19 protein-coding genes and 1 tRNA gene are annotated in these 19037 nt (G+C 72.4%); 10 read left to right on the top strand and 10 right to left on the bottom strand.

Going from position 1 to position 19037, the window contains the following annotated elements; all coding sequences use genetic code 11:
• Positions 1-48 precede the first annotated feature (48 nt).
• Positions 49-768, bottom strand: a complete 720-nt coding sequence (locus ABZ915_RS19695) for a hypothetical protein (protein WP_361804267.1) — start codon at positions 766-768, stop codon at positions 49-51.
• Positions 769-815: 47 nt separating this feature from the next.
• On the opposite strand from ABZ915_RS19695, the gene ABZ915_RS19690 reads away from it, so the two are divergent.
• Positions 816-1004 carry a DUF5703 family protein gene (locus ABZ915_RS19690; protein ID WP_014671721.1) on the top strand — a complete coding sequence of 63 codons (189 nt, stop codon included), beginning with the start codon at positions 816-818 and terminating at the stop codon, positions 1002-1004.
• 81 nt (positions 1005-1085) lie between these two features.
• Here the strand turns inward: ABZ915_RS19690 and ABZ915_RS19685 are convergent, their stop codons facing one another.
• From ABZ915_RS19685 to ABZ915_RS19675, 3 genes are all read right to left on the bottom strand, one after another.
• Entirely contained in the window at positions 1086-2126 is a 1041-nt protein-coding gene (locus ABZ915_RS19685) for a chaplin (RefSeq protein ID WP_361804264.1), read from the bottom strand.
• Between the two features lie 115 nt (positions 2127-2241).
• The gene (gene chpH, locus ABZ915_RS19680) at positions 2242-2475 is read right to left on the bottom strand and encodes a chaplin ChpH (RefSeq protein WP_320773918.1); all 234 of its coding nucleotides are present in this window, start codon (positions 2473-2475) and stop codon (positions 2242-2244) included.
• Positions 2476-2621: 146 nt separating this feature from the next.
• Complete coding sequence (locus ABZ915_RS19675) at positions 2622-3947, bottom strand: M20/M25/M40 family metallo-hydrolase (protein ID WP_361804261.1); 1326 nt, start codon at positions 3945-3947, stop codon at positions 2622-2624.
• A gap of 199 nt (positions 3948-4146) precedes the next feature.
• Between ABZ915_RS19675 and ABZ915_RS19670 the strand changes: the two genes are divergently transcribed.
• Positions 4147-4234: transfer RNA gene (locus ABZ915_RS19670), tRNA-Leu, on the top strand.
• 35 nt (positions 4235-4269) lie between these two features.
• Here the strand turns inward: ABZ915_RS19670 and ABZ915_RS19665 are convergent.
• Positions 4270-5385: an NADAR family protein gene (locus ABZ915_RS19665; RefSeq protein ID WP_361804259.1), complete on the bottom strand. Its 1116-nt coding sequence runs from the start codon at positions 5383-5385 to the stop codon at positions 4270-4272.
• Between the two features lie 286 nt (positions 5386-5671).
• Between ABZ915_RS19665 and ABZ915_RS19660 the strand changes: the two genes are divergently transcribed.
• The 4 genes from ABZ915_RS19660 to ABZ915_RS19645 all read left to right on the top strand — a co-directional run bounded on the left by ABZ915_RS19660 (position 5672) and on the right by ABZ915_RS19645 (position 11555).
• Complete coding sequence (locus ABZ915_RS19660; RefSeq protein WP_361804256.1) at positions 5672-9538, top strand: Pls/PosA family non-ribosomal peptide synthetase; 3867 nt, start codon at positions 5672-5674, stop codon at positions 9536-9538.
• Positions 9539-9612: 74 nt separating this feature from the next.
• Positions 9613-10956: a M1 family metallopeptidase gene (locus ABZ915_RS19655; RefSeq protein WP_361804253.1), complete on the top strand. Its 1344-nt coding sequence runs from the start codon at positions 9613-9615 to the stop codon at positions 10954-10956.
• 24 nt (positions 10957-10980) lie between these two features.
• Positions 10981-11361 (top strand): YchJ family metal-binding protein, encoded by a 381-nt coding sequence (locus tag ABZ915_RS19650; RefSeq protein ID WP_361804250.1) that lies wholly within the window; start codon positions 10981-10983, stop codon positions 11359-11361.
• Complete coding sequence (locus tag ABZ915_RS19645; protein ID WP_361804247.1) at positions 11358-11555, top strand: hypothetical protein; 198 nt, start codon at positions 11358-11360, stop codon at positions 11553-11555. Before ABZ915_RS19650 ends, ABZ915_RS19645 begins: the two co-directional genes overlap by 4 nt.
• A gap of 5 nt (positions 11556-11560) precedes the next feature.
• On the opposite strand, the gene ABZ915_RS19640 is transcribed toward ABZ915_RS19645, so the two are convergent.
• Positions 11561-12262, bottom strand: a complete 702-nt coding sequence (locus ABZ915_RS19640) for an FCD domain-containing protein (RefSeq protein ID WP_361804244.1) — start codon at positions 12260-12262, stop codon at positions 11561-11563.
• 141 nt (positions 12263-12403) lie between these two features.
• Here ABZ915_RS19640 and ABZ915_RS19635 point away from each other — a divergent pair, with 141 nt between their 5' ends.
• Genes ABZ915_RS19635 through ABZ915_RS19625 form a run of 3 tightly spaced genes read left to right on the top strand, consistent with a single transcriptional unit; the run spans position 12404 to position 15158 of the window.
• On the top strand, positions 12404-12925 hold the full coding sequence (locus ABZ915_RS19635; RefSeq protein WP_361804241.1) for a gluconokinase: 522 nt from the start codon (positions 12404-12406) through the stop codon (positions 12923-12925).
• 60 nt (positions 12926-12985) lie between these two features.
• Complete coding sequence (locus tag ABZ915_RS19630) at positions 12986-14383, top strand: gluconate:H+ symporter (protein WP_361804238.1); 1398 nt, start codon at positions 12986-12988, stop codon at positions 14381-14383.
• A 10-nt stretch (positions 14384-14393) separates the two neighbouring features.
• Positions 14394-15158 carry an SDR family oxidoreductase gene (locus ABZ915_RS19625; protein WP_361804235.1) on the top strand — a complete coding sequence of 255 codons (765 nt, stop codon included), beginning with the start codon at positions 14394-14396 and terminating at the stop codon, positions 15156-15158.
• 63 nt (positions 15159-15221) lie between these two features.
• Here the strand turns inward: ABZ915_RS19625 and ABZ915_RS19620 are convergent, their stop codons facing one another.
• The gene (locus ABZ915_RS19620; RefSeq protein ID WP_361804232.1) at positions 15222-15668 is read right to left on the bottom strand and encodes a MerR family transcriptional regulator; all 447 of its coding nucleotides are present in this window, start codon (positions 15666-15668) and stop codon (positions 15222-15224) included.
• Between the two features lie 59 nt (positions 15669-15727).
• Between ABZ915_RS19620 and ABZ915_RS19615 the strand changes: the two genes are divergently transcribed.
• Positions 15728-16651, top strand: coding sequence for an NAD(P)-binding domain-containing protein (locus tag ABZ915_RS19615; protein ID WP_361804229.1), 924 nt, complete (start codon positions 15728-15730; stop codon positions 16649-16651).
• Here ABZ915_RS19615 and ABZ915_RS19610 read toward each other — a convergent pair.
• From ABZ915_RS19610 to ABZ915_RS19600, 3 genes are all read right to left on the bottom strand, one after another.
• Entirely contained in the window at positions 16648-17274 is a 627-nt protein-coding gene (locus ABZ915_RS19610; RefSeq protein WP_361804226.1) for a cytochrome b/b6 domain-containing protein, read from the bottom strand. The two genes, ABZ915_RS19615 and ABZ915_RS19610, sit on opposite strands and share 4 nt — an antisense overlap.
• The gene (locus tag ABZ915_RS19605) at positions 17258-17983 is read right to left on the bottom strand and encodes a molybdopterin-dependent oxidoreductase (RefSeq protein ID WP_361804223.1); all 726 of its coding nucleotides are present in this window, start codon (positions 17981-17983) and stop codon (positions 17258-17260) included. Before ABZ915_RS19605 ends, ABZ915_RS19610 begins: the two co-directional genes overlap by 17 nt.
• Before the next feature lie 114 nt (positions 17984-18097).
• Positions 18098-19036 (bottom strand): hypothetical protein, encoded by a 939-nt coding sequence (locus ABZ915_RS19600; RefSeq protein WP_361804220.1) that lies wholly within the window; start codon positions 19034-19036, stop codon positions 18098-18100.
• Position 19037 lies beyond the last annotated feature (1 nt).

Genomic DNA, 19037 nt, shown 5'->3' with positions numbered 1-19037 from the left:
GCGGCGGTGCCGTACGGCCCTCGGGCCGGTCCGGCACCGCCGCCCGGGTCAGCGTTCGGCGTCCAGCGGCTCGAGGTCCTCGTCCCCGTCCAGGTCGAGGGCGTCCTCGAAGTCGTCGGCCTCGTCGTTGTCGTCGGTGTCGTCGGTGTCGTCGTGGCCGTCGTCCGTCTCTTCGTCGAACACCGCGCTGACGTCGAAGCGGCAGACCACCCGCTGCGGGTCGATCTGCTCGAAGGGTGCGTCGAGCCACTCGCCGGGGTCGGCGGGTTCGTCGGCGGCGGTGACCCAGAGCGTGGAGTCGCCCTCCTCCAGCCCGAACTCCTTGTGCCGGGAGGCGATCTCGTCCGGTTCGAACTCGCCGAACAGAACACCCAGCGCGCCGTGGACGGTGCCGGAGGCATCCGTGCCGTCGTCGTAGTCCGCCGCCTCGACCCGCTGGGCCTGCGCCTGTAGCCGCTGGGGTTCCACGACGGCGTAGTCGCGGCGGATCAGCACGCTGATCGCGTTCGGCTCCTCGGGGCCCGCGTACGGCGGCAGCGAGTCCTCCGCGGCGGGGATCTCGAAGGGGGTCACCTCGTCGTAGCGGTCGTAGAGCAGCTCGTCGTACGCCTCGGCGGCCGCCGCCAGCTGGTTGAACGCCTCGTAGACGGCCGGGTCGTCCTCACCCGACCTGCGTTCGACCGCCGCCAGGTGGCGGTCGAGCGCGGTCTTGACCGCCTCGGCGGCGGCGCGTACCTCGGCAGCGGTGGGCTGCGCAGCATCAGACATAGTGCAGACGCTATCCGTACCGGGCCCCAGCCCGCACAATAGATGCGATGCCGGAATACGAATTTGTCGACGTGTACGTGCCTCGCGGGGTCTCCCGCAAGGAGGCCACACGCCTGCTGACGGACCATGCCGAGTACGGACACTGGGAGTTGGACCGACTGAGCCTGCTGCGCGACGGCAGCCGCAGGGTGCGGTTGCGCCGGCGGATCATCCGCCAGGTGCGTGCCACGTGGTGAGGCAGGGCGACTGAGACGGAGCGGGCCCCGCATCGGCGGGGCCCGCTCCGTTTTCCGGCCGGTGGGGTCACCGGACGTGCGTCACGCCGAGGCCCGCGCCTTGCGGTAGAGCACGGCGCCCGCCAGCAACGCGCCCGCACCCGCGGGCAGGGCGATGCCCAACGGCAGATCACTGCCGGTGTGAGCGAGCTGCGCGGCGGCCGACGGCTGGGCGGCACGTCCGCCCTGCTGGCCGACGTGCGAGGAGCCGCCCGGTGAACCGGGGTGACCGGGCCGTCCCGGCGTGCCCGGTGTGCCCGGGTGCTGCGGGTTGCCGGGGTGCCCCGGCTGTCCTGGCTGGCCCGGGTTTCCCGGTTGTCCCGGCTGCCCCGGGTTTCCCGGCTGCCCCGGCTGCCCCGGCTGACCCGGCTGACCCGGCTGACCCGGCGGAGTCGTACCGCCGCCACCCCCCGGAGGGGTCCCGTGGCCGCCACCGTGGCTCCCGCCGTTGGCGCAGTCGTTGCCCGCGGTGGCGTTGCCGACGCCGATGACGTCGACGCTGTTGCCGCACACGTTGACCGGCGCGTCGATCGGCGCCTGGACATGGTTCCCCGAGCCGACCCCGGGCGAGCCACCGGCGTGACCGCCCGCATGAGAACCGCCGGAACCACCGTGACCGTAGCCGCCGTGACCGTAGCCGCCGTGACCGTAGCCGCCGTGGTCGGCGCAGTGGTTGCCCACCGCGGGGTTGAACGCCCCCACGACGTCGACGCTGTTGCCGCACACGTTGACCGGCGCGTCGATCGGCGCCTGGACATGGTTCCCCGAGCCGACCCCGGGCGAGCCACCGGTGTGTCCGCTCGCGTGGGAACCATCGGAACCGCCGGAACCACCGGAACCGCCGTGGTTGACGCAATGGTTGCCCATCGCCGGGTTGAGCAGCCCGACGACGTTCACGGTGTTGCCGCAGACGTTCACCGGCGCGTGCACCGGCGCCTGGACGGTGTTGCCGGACAGCACGCCCGGCGAGTTGGACGCGGAGCCGCTCGCGCCCGCGTCCGCGTGGGCGTAGCCACTCGCGGCGGCGATCACGCCGGTGGCGGCCGCCACGGTCATCAGGCCCTTGCGGGTACCCTGTCGCATTACTGAATTCCCCCCTGCCTTCACATCCTGCATTTCACGAAAAGACCGGTCGGCCCCGGAGCGCATGGCGCGCGCTCCGGGGCCGATCGCACGGACGTCCCTCAGAGAGACGACGTCACTTGTTGATGCAGGTGTTGCCGAAGGCGGGGTTCAGGAGCCCGATCACGTTAACCGTGTTGCCGCACACGTTCACCGGAACGTGCACCGGCACCTGGACGACGTTGCCGGAAACGACACCCGGGGAGTGCACGGCGGCACCCTGAGCACCCGAGTCGGCGACGGCCAGACCCGCGCCCGCGAGAACCAGACCACCGGTTGCAGCCGCAGCAGCGACGACCTTCTTGAGCATTATTCCTCCTTGTTGGCAAAAGCGATCCCGTGTTGCTGATCGCATTACCTGTAACGAGGAGGGAGTAATGGAGCTACGAGCTTATCGTCGCATTCACTCTTCTCAGTCGACCTCGTACGGGCGCCCGAATAGCTAGGCCCAATACCTCACGACGCGTCGATGAACCGGTCGAGCACCCGCACGCCGAACTTCAGCCCGTCCACCGGCACCCGCTCGTCCACACCGTGGAACATGCCCGCGAAGTCCAGCTCCGGCGGCAGCTTCAGCGGCACGAAGCCGAAGCCCCGGATGCCGAGGTCGTCGAAGGACTTGGCGTCCGTGCCGGCGGAGAGCATGAACGGGATCGCCTTGGCGGCCGGGTCCTCGGCCAGCAGCGCGGACTGCATGGCCTCCACCAGCGCCCCGTCGAAGCTGGTCTCGACGGCCTTGTCGGCGTGCACGTCCTCCCGCCTCACCTTCGGACCGAGGATGCGGTCGATGTCGGCGAGGAACTCCTCCTCGTACCCCGGCAGGAAGCGCCCGTCGACGCCCGCGGTGGCCTCGCCCGGAATGACGTTGACCTTGTACCCGGCGCCCAGCTGCGTGGGGTTCGCCGTGTTGCGCAGGCTCGCGCCGATCAGCTTGGCGATGCTGCCGAGCCGGGCGAGCGTCGACTCCATGTCCTCCGGGTCCAGCTCGGTGCCGAGCGCGTCGCCGAGCTCGTCGAGGAAGGCGCGGGTGGTCTTGGTGACCCGCACCGGGAACTGGTGCCGGCCCAGACGCGCCACGGCCTCCGTCAGCTCGGTGATCGCGTTGTCCCGGTGGATCATCGACCCGTGCCCGGCGGTGCCGGCCACGGTCAGCTTCATCCAGTGGAGGCCCTTCTCGGCGGTCTGGATCATGTACAGCCGCCGCTGCTCACTGACCGTGAACGAGAACCCGCCGACCTCGCTGATCGCCTCGGTGACGCCCTCGAAGAGGTCGGGGTGGTTGTCGACGAGCCACCGCGCCCCGAACCTGCCGCCCGCCTCCTCGTCCGCGAGGAAGGCCAGGACGATGTCCCGGGGAGGCCGGCGCCCGCTGCGCAGCCGGTCGCGTACGACGGCCAGCGTCATCGCGTCCATGTCCTTCATGTCGACGGCGCCGCGCCCCCACACGCACCCGTCGGCGACCTCCCCGGAGAAGGGGTCGTGGGTCCAGTCGGTGGCGTTGGCGGGTACGACGTCCAGGTGGCCGTGGATGAGCAGCGCCGGCCGGGACGGGTCCTCGCCCTCGATGCGGGCCACCGTCGACGCCCGCCCGGGGTGCGACTCGTAGATCTTCGGGTCCAGTCCCACCTCGGCGAGCTTCTCGGCGACGTACTCGGCGGCCGTGCGCTCGCCGGGACCCGAGTGGTCGCCGTAGTTGCTGGTGTCGATCTGGATCAGCTCGCGGCAGAGGTCCACGACCTCGTCCTCGCCCGTGACGCCCTTGGCCGTGTCCGTCTCGCTCACGCTGCTTCCTCCCGCTGTGCCTGCTGGTCGGTCCTCCTCATCCTGCCTCCCCGCCCGGCGCGGCCCCAAGAGCGGTCCCGGCCCGTCACACCCCGTTCACGTCCGACGCGGCCGGGAACGGGGTGTGATCGGCCACCCTCGAAAGCCTGGTAATGTTTCCTTCGTCGCCGCGGGGGAAACCCCGCACGACAGACACCTTGTCCGGGTGGCGGAATGGCAGACGCGCTAGCTTGAGGTGCTAGTGCCCTTTATCGGGCGTGGGGGTTCAAGTCCCCCCTCGGACACCAGCTGAGACCCCTGCTGAGCAGGGGTCTTTCGCATGTCAGGGCTGTGGCGCGGCCATCCGCCCGGCGTGCAGTTCCGAGCGGACGAGTTCGAGCAGGCGGCCGGTCCAGTTCCGGCCGCGGCCGGCGTTGTCGCCCCAGAAGCCGGAGCCGATGTCGTCGTAGACGAGGGTCGCGTCGTCCGTGGCCAGCAGGATCCGGGCCAGGGCGGGGTGCTGGGTGTACTTGGCCCGCAGCAGGCCGGCCATCACGGACGCGCGGGCCTGCTCCCAGCCGTCGCGCCGGCCGGCGCGGGCCGCCAGGCCCTTGGCGGTGAACGAGGTGTCCGCCTCGGTGATCGCCGCGCGCGCGTCGCTGTCGTCGGTCGACAGGGCCCAGTACGCGTGGGCGACGGAAGGGTAGGTGACGCCCTCGATGTCGACCGGTGCCGGGTAGTCGTTGCGGAGGGCTTTGACACCCGGATCGTCCGACGGCTTCAACGGGTGGCTCTCGTAGAGGTGGATCGCGGGGGCGACCGCGGTCTCGGGTCCGTCCGCCGGGACGCGCGAGGGCCGTTCGGCGATCCATTTCGCCCGGTCCTCGAAGTAGGCGACCGCCTCGTCGTACATCTCCTGGGTGACCACCGCGTCGGGCCACTCCATGCGGCCGCCGGGTCCGGCCACCAGGACCTGGAGCGGCCGGTCCTTGCGGTCCATGTCACCGAGCGCGTAGTGCCGCTGTGTCTCGGGGACGGCGAGGTAGGCGGCCCGTGCCGCGGCCCGCCTCTCCTCGGTCCGGTCGGCCAGGAACGCGTCGACGGCCGCGAGGCATCGTTCCGTCGAATCCGGGCGGCCGTTGAGCTGCTCGATGGTGTCGCGTATCTCGGCGAGCAGCAGCTCGGAGGTGAGCCAGGTCTGCGGCTCGCCGAACCTCCAGGCGGCCAGCTCGTGCCCGGACGCCCTGGCGCCTTCCGGGAGTTCGGTGGCGACCCAGCCGGTGCGCAGTTTCTCCTCGAACTCCTCGAGGGTCACCAGGCCCCAGCAGTCGACGAGTCCGTCCGCGTAGATGAACAAGTCGGTGAGGTGGTAGTCGAAGTTGTGGATGAAGACGTGTCGCCAGGTCCCGGGAACTCGCTTGCCGTCTGCCGTTCGGTAGGTGATGCGTCTGCCGGTCATCGCGTCATTGTCGTGGTCCGTTCCCGGCTGCGCGACGGGTATTTCGCGGTCCTGGGCGCCCTGTGTGGGCCATCTCTCGTCCTGACCGAAGACCGCCAGGTCACCGGCTCCTGAGCGGCCCTCACGTATCCCCCGAACGGCCCACCCAAGTGGCCGTGACCAGGCCCGGAGCCTAGCGTCGTACTAATATATCCGGCTTGTTACGGAGCTGGACACGGACAACCCCAGGCAGACCTGCGGGCCCGCCAGCGCCCCGGAGGCTTCCGGGATCGAGACGCGAGGACCGATGGCAGCCATACACGAGAGCAGTGCTCTTGGCCTGCTCGACGAAGAGATCCGCGAACGGTTCGGAGACACGGCACGCTTCTCCGGGGGACAGGCGGCCTCGCCGCGCACGCTCGTGGACATCTTCGACGCGTCCGTACGGTCGTACCCGGACGAACTCGCCCTGGACGACGGCACGACGCAGCTCACCTACCGTGAACTGGCTGCCGAGGTCCAGCGGTTGCGGCACCGGCTCGGCGCCGCCGGGGTCGGCCGCGGTGACCGGGTGGGCGTCCGGGTCCCGTCCGGCACCAACGATCTGTACATCGCGATCCTCGCCGTGCTCGCCGCGGGTGCGGCCTACGTTCCCGTGGACGCCGAGGACCCGGACGAGCGGGCCGAGTTGGTGTTCGGGGAGGCTCAGGTGCGGGCCGTCGTCGGGGCCGGGCACGAGCTGACCGTCAACGGCCGCGGCGATGTCCCGGCCGCCCGGCCGGGCGTCGGGCACGACGCGTGGATCATCTTCACCTCGGGCTCCACCGGGAAGCCCAAGGGCGTCGCCGTCACCCACCGCAGCGCCGCCGCGTTCGTGGACGCCGAGGCCGCGCTGTTCCTCACGGAGGAGCCGATCGGGCCCGGCGACCGGGTCATGGCGGGCCTGTCGGTGGCGTTCGACGCGTCCTGCGAGGAGATGTGGCTGGCGTGGCGGTACGGGGCCTGTCTGGTCCCGGTGCCCCGGTCGCAGGTCCGCAGCGGCGCAGACCTCGGGCCCTGGCTGGTCGAGCAGGAGATCACCGTCGTCTCGACGGTGCCGACGCTGGCGGCCCTGTGGGAGCCGGAGACCCTCAACGACGTACGCCTGCTGATCTTCGGCGGCGAGGCCTGCCCGCCCGAGCTGGTGCAGCGGCTGGTGACGGAGGGGCGCGAGGTCTGGAACACGTACGGGCCCACCGAGGCGACCGTCGTCGCCTGCGCCTCGCTGATGTCCGGCGAGGAGCCGGTCCGGATCGGGCTGCCGCTGGACGGCTGGGAGCTGGCCGTCGTCGACGAGGCCGGGGAGCCCGTGCCGATGGGCGGCAGCGGACAGCTGGTGATCGGCGGGGTGGGCCTCGCCCGGTATCTCGACGCCGAGAAGGACGCGGAGAAGTACGCGCCGCTCCGGTCGCTGGGCTGGGAGCGGGCCTACCGCAGCGGTGACCTGGTCAAGGCCGACCCCGAGGGGCTGGTGTTCCTCGGGCGGGCCGACGAGCAGATCAAGCTCGGCGGGCGGCGCATCGAGCTCGGCGAGGTGGATGCCGCGCTACAGGCGCTGCCCGGGGTCGCGGGGGCGGCCGCCGCCGTGCGCACCGCCCGCAGCGGCAACCAGCTCCTGGTCGGCTACATCGTCACGCAGGAGGGCTGGGACCAGGCGGCGGCCGTCGAGAAGCTGCGCGCCGAGCTGCCCGCGGCGCTCGTCCCGCTGCTCGCGCCGGTCGCCGACCTGCCCACCCGGACCAGCGGCAAGGTGGACCGCAACGCGCTGCCCTGGCCGCTGGAGGGCCTGGAGACCGGCGGTCCGGCCGAGCAGCTCTACGGCACCGAGGCCTGGCTCGCCGAGCAGTGGACCGAGGTCCTCGGCATCCCGGTGACCAGCGCCGCGGACGACTTCTTCGCGATCGGCGGCAGCAGCCTGGCCGCGGCCCAGCTGACGACACGGCTGCGCACCCGCTACCCGAGCGCCGCCGTCCTCGACCTCTACCAGCAGCCCACCCTGCGCAAGCTGGCCCGCCGGCTGGAGAAGTCGGCGCAGGACGACGGCGCCCGCCGCACGATCGCCCCGGTGCCCACGCGCGCCAAGGTGATCCAGCTGCTGCTGCTCGTGCCGCTGTTCACGCTGCTGGGGCTGCGCTGGACCGTGGCGCTGGCCGCGCTGGGCAATGTGCTGCCCGGATACTCCTGGCTGCCGACCGCCCCGTGGTGGCTGATCGCGGCCGGTGCCGTCCTGCTGTTCAGCCCGCCGGGCCGGCTGGCGATCGCCGCGGGCGGGGCGCGGCTGCTGCTGCGCGGTGTGCGGCCCGGGCGCTACGCACGCGGCGGCGGCGTGCACCTGCGGCTGTGGACCGCCGAGCGGCTGGCCGAGTTCAGCGGGGCGACCTCGCTGACCGGGTCCTGGCTGGAGCGGTACGCGCGGGCGCTGGGCGCCAAGGTCGGGCAGGACGTGGACCTGCACTCGCTGCCGCCGGTCACCGGCATGCTCAAGCTGGGCCGGGGCGCGGCCGTGGAGTCCGAGGTCGACCTGTCCGGGTACTGGCTGGACGGCGACCGCCTGGAGATCGGCCCGGTGAAGGTCGGTGCGCACGCCGTCGTCGGTACCCGCAGCATGCTCTTCCCGGGTGCCCGGGTCGGCAAGCGGGCCGAGGTGGCGCCCGGCTCGGCGGTCACCGGCCAGATCCCGACCGGTCAGCGCTGGGCGGGCGCGCCCGCCGTGAAGCTCGGCAAGGCCAAGCGGAACTGGCCGAAGGACCGGCCGCGGCGGGGGACGTTCTGGCGGTTCATGTACGGCGTCTCCGGTGCCGTCCTGACCCTGCTGCCGGTGGTCGCGGGTGTCGCCGCGCTCGCCGTGGCCGGGGTGTTCGTGGCGCCCGGCGCCGGGCTCGGTGCGGCGCTGCGGGGTGCGGCGCTCGCGCTGGTCCCGGCCACGCTCGCCTTCGGGCTGGCGTACGCGCTGCTGATCCTCGTCTTCGTGCGGCTGCTGAGCCTGGGCCTGCGCGAGGGCACGCATCCGACGCACGGCCGGGTCGGCTGGCAGGCGTGGACCGTCACGCAGCTGATGGACCGGTCCCGGGAGACGCTGTTCCCGCTGTACGCCGGGCTGGTCACGCCGGTGTGGCTGCGGCTGCTCGGCATGCGGATCGGGCGGGGCGCCGAGGTGTCGACGGTGCTCGCGCTGCCGAGCCTGACCACGGTCGGCGAGGGCGCGTTCCTGGCGGACGACACGCTGACCGCGCCGTACGAGCTGGGCGGCGGCTGGCTGCGGGTCGGGCGCGCGGAGATCGGGCGGCGGGCCTTCCTGGGGAACTCCGGGATGACCGCGCCGGGCCGGTCCGTGCCGGACGGCGGGCTGGTGGGGGTGCTGTCGGCGACCCCGAAGAAGGCGAAGAAGGGCAGCTCCTATCTGGGGCTGCCGCCGGTGAAGCTGCCGCGCAGCGCGAGCGACGGCGACCGGAGCCGTACGTACGACCCGCCGGCCCGGCTGCTGTGGGCGCGCGGTCTGGTGGAGCTGTGCCGGATCGTGCCGGTGCTGTGCTCGGCGGCGCTGGCCGGGCTGACGGTGGCGGCGCTGTGCCTGCTGGGCGCCTGGGCTCCGCTGCTGTCCGGGCTGGTGCTGCTCGTGGCGGGTGCGGCGGCCGGGCTGGTGTCGGTCGTCGCGAAGTGGCTGCTCGTGGGCCGGCACCGCAGCGGGGAGCACCCGCTGTGGAGCGGCTTCGTGTGGCGCAACGAGCTGGCGGACACCTTCGTCGAGGTGGTGGCCGTGCCGTGGCTGGCCGGTTCGGTGCCGGGTACACCGGTGCTGACCGCGTTGCTGCGCGGGCTCGGCGCGCGGATCGGGCGGGGTGTGTGGGTGGAGAGCTACTGGCTGCCCGAGACCGATCTGGTGACCCTGGAGGACGCGGCCACCGTGAACCGTGGCTGTGTGCTCCAGACGCACCTCTTCCACGACCGGATCTTGCGGACGGATACTGTGGTCCTCCGTGAGGGCGCGACGCTGGGCCCTGGCGGGATCGTGCTGCCCGGCAGCACGGTCGGGGCCCGTACGACGCTGGGTCCCGCGTCGCTCGTCATGGCCGCGGAGTCCGTTCCGGACGGCACCCGCTGGCTCGGCAACCCGATCGAGGCATGGCGTCCCTGAGGGCGGGCCACTCGGGACCGGTGAGCGAGGCACCGGCACGGAGTGGCAGCGCGGCGCAGGGAGCGGAAACAGCGGTGGCAGTTCAGCAGTCGGCGGGGCAGGACCCGTACTTCCCGGACAACGGTGACTTCCGGTACCGGGTGCACCGCTATGAGCTCGCGCTGGACTACCGCCCGGATCCGAACCGGCTGTCGGGCACGGTCCGTATCAACGCCATCGCGGGCCGTTCGCCGCTCACCGAGTTCCAGCTGAACCTGGCCGACTTCCGGGTGGGCCGGGTCCGGGTGGACGGCCGTCAGCCGCACTACACGCACCGGGCCGGCCGGCTGCGTGTCCGTCCCGCGAAGCCGGTCCGCGCCGGGGCCGCGTTCACGGTCGAGGTGCACTGGTCGGGCAACCCCAAGCCGGTCACCAGTCCCTGGGGCGGGATCGGCTGGGAGGAGCTGGAGGACGGGGCGCTGGTGGCGAGCCAGCCGGTGGGCGCGCCGTCCTGGTACCCGTGCAACGACCGGCCCTCCGACAAGGCGTCGTACCAGATCTCGATCACCACGCCGTCGGCGTACGCGGTGGTGGCGGGCGGGCGTCTGCTGACCCGTACGACGAAGGCCTCGACGACCACGTGGGTGTACGAGCAGTCCGCGCCGACGTCCAGCTATCTCGTCGGGCTGGCGATCGGCAAGTACCAGACGGTGCTGCTCGGCGACCCGGGGCCGGAGGGTGTCCCGCAGCACGGGCACATACCGGCGCATCTGCTGCCCTCCTTCTCCCGGGACTTCGCCCGCCAGCCCGCGATGATGGAGCTGTTCCAGGAGCTGTTCGGTCCGTACCCCTTCGACGAGTACGCGGTGGTGGTCACGGAGGAGGAGCTCGATGTGCCCGTCGAGGCACAGGGGTTGTCGCTGTTCGGCGCCAACCACGTGGACGGGGCGCGGGGTTCGGAGCGGCTGGTCGCGCACGAGCTGGCGCACCAGTGGTTCGGCAACAGCGTGTCCATCGCCGACTGGCGGCACATCTGGCTGAACGAGGGTTTCGCCAAGTACGCGGAGTGGCTGTGGTCGGAGCGCTCGGGCGGCCGCGGCGCCCATCAGCACGCGGCTTCCGCGCACCGGTTGCTGTCCTCGCTGCCGCAGGACCTGCGGCTCGCCGACCCGGGCCGCAAGCTGATGTTCGACGACCGGCTCTACGAGCGCGGCGGACTCGCGGTGCACGCGGTGCGCTGTGCGCTGGGTGACGAGGCGTTCTTCCGGATGCTGCGCGAGTGGACGCGGCTGCACCGCGGTGGTTCCGCGTCGACGGCGTCCTTCACCGCGCACGCCGCGCGGTTCGCGGACGAGCCGCTGCACGACCTGTTCACCGCCTGGCTGCACGAGACCCGGCTGCCGCCGCTGCCCCTGCCGGACGCGCGGGTCGCCGTCTGAAGTGTGCTGAAGGGTGCTGCGACAATGGCGTCCATGACCTCGCGTTCCTGCCCGTGCGGGCTGTCCGAGCCGTACGAGAAGTGCTGCGGCCGCTATCACTCCGGTGCCGCCGCGCCGAGTGCCGAGGCGTTGATGCGGTCGCGGTACAGCGCGTTCGTGAAGGGTGACGCGGGTTATCTGCTGCGCACCTGGCATCCGCGGACGCGGCCCGCGCGGCTGGACCTCGATCCGGGGATGCGGTGGACCGGGCTGGAGGTGCTGGACACCCGTGACGGGTCGGCCTTCCACTCCACCGGGACCGTGACCTTCCGGGCTTCCTACCGGGGCGGTGCGCTGCACGAGCGGAGCCGGTTCGAGCGGGTGGACGGGGCGTGGGTGTACGTCGACGGGGAATTCCTGGAATGACCGACCGGGACTGGTACGACGACGCCGCTCACCGCGACGCGGTCCGGCGGGCCGAGCGCGCGACGCGGTTCGGCTGGGCGGCGGTCACCGGCCTCTCGGGGCTGTTCGGCTGCGCGCTGACCGCCGTCGCCGTCGTCCTCCTGGGCGCGGTCGTCGCATGCGGTTACGTCGTGGTGTCCGCGCACTACCCCTAGTCGGGTCAGGGCGCCAGGATGTCCAGTTCGTGGAGGGCACCGGTGGTGATCTCCCTGGTCAGCTGCTCGGCGCGGGTGGCGTCGGCGGCGCGGATCGCTTCGGCGAGCTGGACGTGGAGGGTGACGGCGGCCGGGTCGGGGTCCTCGAACATGACCTCGTGTTGGGTGCGGCCCGTGAGGACCTCCGCGACGACCTCGCCGAGGCGGGCGAACATCTCGTTGCCGGAGGCGGTGAGGATCACCCGGTGGAAGGCGACGTCGTGGACGAGGTACCCCTCGAGCCGCCGGCCGCGTGAGTTGGCCACCATGCCGAGGGCGCACTCGGTGAGCTCGGCGCACTGCTCGGCCGTGGCGTTCCTCGCGGCGAGGGCCGCCGCCACCGGTTCGACCGCGGAGCGCAGGACGGTCAGCGAGCGCAGCTGGTGCGGGCGGTCGGCGCCCGCCAGACGCCAGCGGATGACCTGCGGGTCGTAGACGTTCCACTCGGCCTTGGGGCGGACCGTCACGCCCACCCGGCGGCGGGACTCGACCAGGTGCATCGACTCCAGTACGCGCACCGCCTCGCGCATCACGGAACGTGACACGTCGAAGCGCTGCGCGAGCTCGTCCGTGCGCAGAACGCTGCCGGGAGGGTACTCGCCCGCGGTGATGGCAGGGCCGAGGGTGTCCAGTACATGGCCGTGCAGCCCTCGGCCCGGTGTGCTCATGCACTCAGCGTACGCGGTGGATCACTGAGCCAAAAAGTCAGACTTATTTGTCACAGACTCTTGAATTAGTCGTACCTAATCGGTTTCAGTGTCCGTCGGCGTCCGATGACGCCAGATGTCGACGAAGACAGCGAGGCAGAGATGCGTACCCCCCACGTCGTCGTGGTGATGGGCGTCGCCGGCACGGGCAAGACCACGATCGGTCCGCTGCTCGCCGCCCGGCTCGGCGTCCCCTACGCCGAGGGCGACGACTTCCACCCGGAGGCCAACATCGCCAAGATGGCGGCCGGCACTCCGCTCGAGGACGCCGACAGGTGGCCGTGGCTCGACGCCATCGGCGCCTGGGCGCACGGGCGGGCCGGGCTCGGCGGGGTGGTCAGCTGCTCGGCGCTGAAGCGGTCGTACCGCGACCGGCTCAGGGCAGCGGCTCCCGGCATCGTGTTCGTGCACCTGGCGGGCGACCGGTCGCTGATCGAGGACCGCATGACGCACCGTCAGGGCCACTTCATGCCCACCGCGCTGCTCGACTCCCAGTTCGCCACCCTCGAGCCGCTCCAGGCGGACGAGGCGGGTGTCGTCGTCGAAGTCTCCGGCAGCCCGGAGGCCATCAGCGAACGGGCCGTGACGGCGCTCGACGAGCTCCCCGACCCGGCCGCCCGGTGACCCCGGTAACCCGATAACCCCCCACCCCCTCCCCCGTCCCCCGTAACCGCAAGGGAAACCGTGACCAGACTCAGCGTCGAGATGCTGGCAGCGGACGCGCCCGCGCCGATCACCTCGGCCGGCCACGCCCAGCTCGGCATCGCCGTCCTGGTGGGCATCGCCGTCATCGTCCTGCTCATCACCAAGTTCAAGCTTCATGCCTTCCTGGCGCTGACCATCGGGTCACTGACGCTGGGGGCCGTCGCCGGGGCGCCCCTGGACAAGGCCATCCTCAGCTTCACCACCGGCCTGGGCACCACGGTGGCCGGCGTCGGTGTGCTGATCGCCCTCGGCGCGATACTCGGCAAGCTGCTCGCCGACTCCGGCGGCGCGGACCAGATCGTCGACACCATCCTCGCCAAGGCCAGCGGCCGGGCGATGCCGTGGGCGATGGTGCTGATCGCCTCGGTGATCGGTCTGCCGCTGTTCTTCGAGGTCGGCATCGTGCTGCTGATCCCGGTCGTGCTGATGGTCGCCAAGCGCGGCAACTACTCCGTGATGCGGATCGGCATCCCGGCGCTGGCCGGCCTGTCCGTGATGCACGGGCTGGTGCCGCCGCACCCCGGCCCGCTGGTCGCGATCGACGCCGTCAAGGCCAACCTCGGCGTGACGCTGGCGCTGGGCCTCCTCGTCGCCGTCCCCACGGTGATCATCGCCGGCCCGCTGTTCTCCAAGGTCGCCGCCCGCTGGGTGGACGTACCGGTGCCGGACCGGATGCTGCCGCCGCGCGCCTCCGAGGATCTTCAGCGGCGTCCCGGCTTCGTGCCCACGCTGGCCACCGTGCTGCTGCCGGTCGTCCTCATGCTGGCCAAGGCGCTGGTCGACCTCGTCGTGGACGACCCCGCGAACACCACCCAGCGCGTCTTCGACGTCGTCGGTTCCCCGCTGATCGCCCTGCTCGCGGCCGTCATCGTCGGCATGTTCACGCTCGGCCGGCCGGCCGGGTTCTCCAAGGAGCGGATCTCGCAGACCGTCGAGAAGGGCCTGATGCCGATCGCGGGCATCCTGCTCATCGTCGGTGCGGGCGGTGGCTTCAAGCAGACGCTGATCGACTGCGGTGTGGGCCAGATGATCCTGGACATCTCCAAGGACTGGTCGATCCCGGCGCTGCTGCTGGCCTGGCTGATCGCGGTGGCGATCCGGCTGGCGACCGGTTCGGCGACGGTGGCGACCGTCTCGGCGGCCGGCCTGGTCGCCCCGCTGGCGGCCGACATGTCGACCACGCACACCGCCCTGCTCGTCCTCGCCATCGGCGCCGGCTCGCTGTTCTTCAGCCATGTCAACGACGCCGGGTTCTGGCTGGTCAAGGAGTACTTCGGGCTGAGCGTCGGTCAGACGGTCAAGACCTGGTCGGTCATGGAGACGATCATCTCGGTGGTCGGCGGCGGACTGGTCCTGCTGTTGTCCCTCGTGATCTAGGAGTACGGCGATGACGGCTCACCCCCTCTTCGACATCGGCGGCCGCACGGCCCTGGTCACCGGCTCCAGCCGGGGCATCGGGCTCGCCCTCGCCCGCGGCCTGCTTCAGGCCGGGTGCACGGTGGTCCTCAACGGACGGGACGCCGACCGGCTCGCCGAGACCGCCGCCGCACTGCCCGGCGACCGGGTGCGCACGGCCGCGTTCGACGTGACCGACGGCCCGTCGGTGGCCGCCGGAATCGCGGAGGTCGAGGAGCGGGTGGGCCCGCTGGACATCCTGGTCAACAACGCGGGCATGCAACTGCGCGCGCCCTTGCTGGAGTTCACCGACTCCGACTGGCACCGCATCCTGGACACCAACCTCACCAGCGCGTTCCTGGTGGGCCGGGAGGCCGCCCGGCGGATGACGGCACGCGGCCATGGCAAGATCATCAACATCTGCTCGCTCCAGAGCGAGGTGGCCCGCCCCGGTATCGCGCCGTACGCGGCGGCCAAGGGGGCGCTGAAGATGCTCACCAAGGGCATGTGCGCCGACTGGGGCCCGCACGGCGTACAGGTCAACGGCCTCGGCCCCGGCTACATCGAGACCGAGCTGACGCAAGCCCTCGTCGAGGACGAGGAGTTCAGCGCCTGGGTACGGCGGCGCACCCCGGCCGGCCGGTGGGGCCGCACCGAGGACCTGGTGGGCGGGCTGTTGTTCCTCGCCTCCCCCGCGGCGGACTTCGTCAGCGGGCAGGTGCTGTACGTCGACGGCGGAATGACGAGCGTGCTGTGAACCTGCCGGCCGTCATCGGCCGAGTTCGCTGAGCCGTGCGCTCACACCGGTTCGACGAACTGGTCAGCGCGGTGGCGCCGGCCGCCGCCGCGTCGACCGCGTGCGCGCCGGCGGGCCGGAACCGGGCCCGCGTGATGCCGCAGGGCTTCGGGGCGCGACCTCCAGGGGGCGGCCGACCAGGGAGTCCAGGATGTCGCGGGCCGCGGTCAGCTCCTCGATCGTCGCCGTGATCCGGTCCCGTTCCCGGGCTATGCCGTCCAGGAGTTCGGGGCACTTGCCGACCAGGACGACGTCCGGGTCGTCGACGCAGGGCACGATCTCAGCGATGGCGGACGTGCCGAGCCCCGCGGAGAGCAGTATCTGGATGCGGCGGACGGTCGCGACGTCCCGCTCCTCGAACTCGCGGTACCCGCTCGGCCGGCGGGCCGGGGTCAGCAGCCCCTGTTCCTCGTAGTAGCGCAGGGCGCGCGGGCTCACGCCGGTGCGCCGGGAAAGCTCCCCGATCCTCATGGGACCGAGTGCAACAGGGACTTGACTCTCACGTCAACGTGATGGTCCAGCATCGCCGCATGACGACTTCGACGCCGGCCACCACCACTTCGACTCCCGTATCTCTCCTGGGCCTTGGCCCCATGGGACACGCCCTGGCCACCGCCTTCCTGGACGCCGGAAACCCGCTGACGGTGTGGAACCGCACCCCGGGCCGGGCCGACGGCCTCTCCCGCCGGGGCGCCGTCGTCGCCGGCGGGGTCGAGGAGGCGGTGCGGGGCGGGCGGGTGATCGTCGCCTGTCTGCGGGACTACGCCGCCGTACGGGCGGTCCTCGACCCGCCGCCGGACGACTGGACCGGTCGCGTGCTGGTCAACCTCGGCAGCGGGGAGCCGACGCAGGCCCGGGAGCTGGCCCGGTGGGCGGACGGGCACGGCATCCGCTATCTGGACGGCGCGATCCTCTCCCCGACCCCGGCCATCGGGACACCGTCGGCCGCGGTGCTCTACAGCGGTGAGGCGGCGGCCTACGAGACCGTGCGGGAGGTCGTCGCCGCGCTCGGGGGCGTGGGCGGGTACGTCGGCGCGGACCCGGGCCGGGCCGTGGCCCACGAGGTGGCGCTGCTGGATCTGTTCGCCACCTCCGTGAACGGCTTGGCGCACGCCTTCGCGCTGGCCCGCGCGGAGGGCATCGCTCCCGGCGAACTGGCCCCGTACGCCGCCGGTATCGGGGGCCTCCTGACGGAGATGGCGCCGCGCTGGGCCGAGCAGCTGGCCGCGGGACGATTCCCCGGCGAGCGCTCCACCGTCGCCTCGGCGGCGACGGCGCTCACGCACCTGGTCGGCACGGCCGCCGCGCACGGCCTGGACGTGGGCGCGCTGGCGTCGGCGAGGCGGGCCGCCGACCGGCTGGTGGCCGCGGGCCACGGCGACGACGGGCTGGCCAGGCTGGCCACCGTCCAGCACGCCGAACAGGCCGAACAGGGTGAACGGGCCGAAGGCTAGGGCCGCCACAGCGGGTGTTCGCGCTCCGCCCACTCCCGGCTCACCGTCCCGGTGCGCAGACCGCGGCGGGCCTCGGGGTCGGCCACGGCCATGCCGACGTGACCGGCGAGGACCACGCCGATGGTCAGGGCCAGCCAGTCGTGCACGAAGGTGGCGCTGGTGCGCCACATCAGCGGGGTGAGGTGGGTGAACCACATCATCAGGCCGGTGCCGAGCATCACCAGCGTCGCCCCGGCGATCCAGGCCGCGTAGATCTTCTGCCCGGCGTTGAACTTGGCCGCCGGGCGGGCCTCGGGCCGCCGGTCGCGGCGCAGCGCGGCGCGCAGCCAGATCCGGTCGTGCGGGCCGAAACGGTTGAGGAAGCCGAGGTCGCCGCGGAAGGCGCGGGAGGCGAGGCCGAGCAGGACCGGCACGGGCAGGGCGAGGCCGGCGCATTCATGGATGCGTACGACCAGCTCGCGGCGGCCGACGAGGATGGCGAGCTGGGGGATGTAGAGGCAGGCCGCCGTGGCGACGCACACGCCCATCAGCACGGCCGTCGCCCGGTGCACCCATCGTTGGGCCCGGCCGAAGCGGTGGATCCGCGCGCTCGGCGGGGCGGGGGTCTCAGCTCGTAGGCTCATCGGTCCGTCCGTTCGAGCGGCCCACCCAGGCGTCGACGTCGTAGCCCAGCTTCTCCCAGTAGCCCTCTTGCGCGCGGTCCGTGACGGTGATGCCGGAGAGCCACTTGGCGGACTTGTAGAAGTACATGGGCGCCACGTACAGGCGGACCGGGCCGCCGTGGTCGTGGCCGATGTCCTTGTCCTGCATGCGCAGGGCGACCAGGATGTCGGGGCGGCGGGCCTGGCCGAGGGTGAGGCTCTCGGTGTACGTGCCGTCGAAGCAGGTGAACCGGATCGCCTTCGCTCCCTCGCGCACCCCTGCCGTGTCCAGCAGGTGCGCGAGGCGGACGCCCTCGAAGGGGGTGCCCGGGACGCGCCAGCCGGTGACGCACTGCACGTCCTTGACCAGCCGGGTCTGCGGCAGGGCGCGCAGGTCGGCCAGGGTGTAGGTGCGGGGGTGGTCGACGAGGCCGTCGATCCTGAGCCGGTAGTCCGTGGGGCCCTTGTGCGGGACGGAGGCGGCCACCGAGTAGTAGCGGAAGCCGCCGCCGTTGGGCAGGAGGCCGGTCAGGCCCGTCGGGTCCTTGCCGGACACCGTGCCGAGGAAGGACTCCATGCCACGCTGAAGGGTGGGCGCGGCGACCACGCCCAGGGCGCCCAGGCCGAGAGTGCCGAGGAAGACACGGCGGCCGATGGGGCGGCCCTCGTCCTCGGGTTGTTCGGAGTTCACCTTTTCATTCGAGCACTCCTGCGGCCCGGCGGGCCAGGGATCACGGATTCCCGTCAGGATTCCGTAATCACTTCTCATGTACGTCTCATGGAGAAGCGTCGGACGCGAGCCGCGTCAGCTGCCGAGGACCCGGCCGCGAGCCGTGCGGAAGGCGGTGCACGGGTCGTGGTGCGGATACGACCAGGGGGCCGGGGTGGCGTACCGGCCGATGCGCCGGAACAGGGCGGCGGCCTCGGCGGTCCGCTCCTGGCAGGCCATGGCGTGGGCGAGGAAGTTCAGGTCGACGTGACGGCGCGGGTGGTCGTCGTGCTCCCACTCCAGCCACCAGTCGAACGCGGCCCGGGTCGCCTGCCGGGCGCGGCTCCCCGTCCAGTGGGCGGAGCCGGCCGGGTCGGCGGGCTCCAGGCCGGCCGTGGCCAGTACGCGGTAGCGCTCGGCGCGGGCGACGACGGGCAGGAGGGCGAGCGGGGAGTCGGCGGGGGCCCGGGCGGCGACGTGGTCGGCGAAGTCGTAGACCTCGTGCAGCGAATCCGGTCCGGGGCCGGTGTCGCGCTCGGCGATCCGGGCGACCATCAGGTGGTGGGCGTGGTGGTGCTCGGGGTGCCGGTCGCGCACCTCGCCGAAGATCCGGGCCACCGTGTCGTCGCTGCCGGTGGCCCGTTCGAGTAAGAGCAGGCCGAGCCAGGGGGTGGGGTCGGCGGGGGCCAGCGCGGCCGCGGCACGGCAGGCGTCCCGGGCCGGGCCGCGCCCCTCCTTGCCCCGCAGGGCGCGGTGGACGAGGGCCAGGGCGAGGAGCGCGGCGGCGTCGGCGGACCGCGGCTCGGCAGTCAGCCAGTCGCGGGCCCAGGCGGCGGCGTACGGGTTCTGGGCGAGGACGGCGATGCGGTGTCCGCGCCGGTCCCAGTCGTCCCGGGTGCGTTGCAGCAGCGCGCGGGCGGATTGACGACGGCCCTGCGCCAGGGCGGCGCGGGCGGCGACCAGTTCGGTGTCGTCGTGGGCGGGATCGAAGGCCGGGGCGGCGCCCCGGTCGGGCGCCGGGGCGGACTCCGGCACG

It is taken from the genome of Streptomyces sp. NPDC046915, from assembly GCF_040644935.1.
GTDB lineage: Bacteria > Actinomycetota > Actinomycetes > Streptomycetales > Streptomycetaceae > Streptomyces.
The sequence above is the reverse complement of the archived record's forward strand: the minus strand, read 5'-3'. Positions and strand labels throughout refer to the sequence as shown.